Source organism: Prevotella pectinovora (assembly GCF_000834015.1).
GTDB lineage: Bacteria > Bacteroidota > Bacteroidia > Bacteroidales > Bacteroidaceae > Prevotella > Prevotella pectinovora.
The window spans coordinates 1-807 of record NZ_JXQI01000045.1; the positions used below are offsets into that span (position 1 = coordinate 1).

The window sequence follows — 807 nt, forward strand, 5'->3', positions numbered from 1 at the left end:
CTGGAGGTACTAAGATGTTTCAGTTCCCTCCGTTCGCCTCCGGATATTCATCCGGATGACAGTCCTTCAGACTGCCGGGTTGTCCCATTCGGAAATCCCTGGATCAAAGGTCATTTGCACCTCCCCAGGGCTTGTCGCAGCTTATCACGTCCTTCATCGCCTCCGTGAGCCTAGGCATCCGCCATACGCCCTTTCTTACTTTCGCCTATGTCCACATGTGAATATGAATACTCACAAGGGACCTAGCCCATACTTTCAGCTGTATTGAAATTTTCTTTTCTACAGTTTTGTCTGTAACAACATGTCAAAGATCGTTTTCGTTGAGAATATTCAGAATTCTCACGAATCGTGGAGAATAACGGATTCGAACCGTTGACCCCCTGCTTGCAAAGCAGGTGCTCTAGCCAGCTGAGCTAATCCCCCAAATTACATTGAAGAACAATATAGGAGAGTGAGGCTCATTTCGTTTCGCCTCTTACGTAGTCCCAGGCAGACTTGAACTGCCGACCTCCACATTATCAGTGTGGCGCTCTAACCAACTGAGCTATAGGACTGTCAGGTTGGTCAGGTGTATGGACTTCTCCGCCCAGTTTCCTTTGTCTCTCTTTATTCTTGAAAAACAGGAGTTCGTGAGTACAAGAAGATTTTTGGAAAGACTTACTTCCGTATCTTCTATTTACAGGTGCACCTTTTCAGAAGGCATCTCCAGAAAGGAGGTGTTCCAGCCGCACCTTCCGGTACGGCTACCTTGTTACGACTTAGCCCCAATCACCGGTTTCGCCCTAGGCCGACCCTTGCGGTCACGGA

The 807-nt window shown here is 48.3% G+C and carries 2 tRNA genes and 2 rRNA genes; all 4 read right to left on the bottom strand.

Annotation, left to right across the window (positions count from 1 at the left end):
* A 23S ribosomal RNA gene (locus ST42_RS05545) occupies window positions 1-205 on the bottom strand; the annotation flags it as partial.
* A 144-nt stretch (window positions 206-349) separates the two neighbouring features.
* A tRNA-Ala gene (locus ST42_RS05550) sits at window positions 350-423 on the bottom strand.
* Window positions 424-480: 57 nt separating this feature from the next.
* A tRNA-Ile gene (locus tag ST42_RS05555) sits at window positions 481-554 on the bottom strand.
* Between the two features lie 155 nt (window positions 555-709).
* Window positions 710-807 (bottom strand): 16S ribosomal RNA (locus ST42_RS05560); the annotation flags it as partial.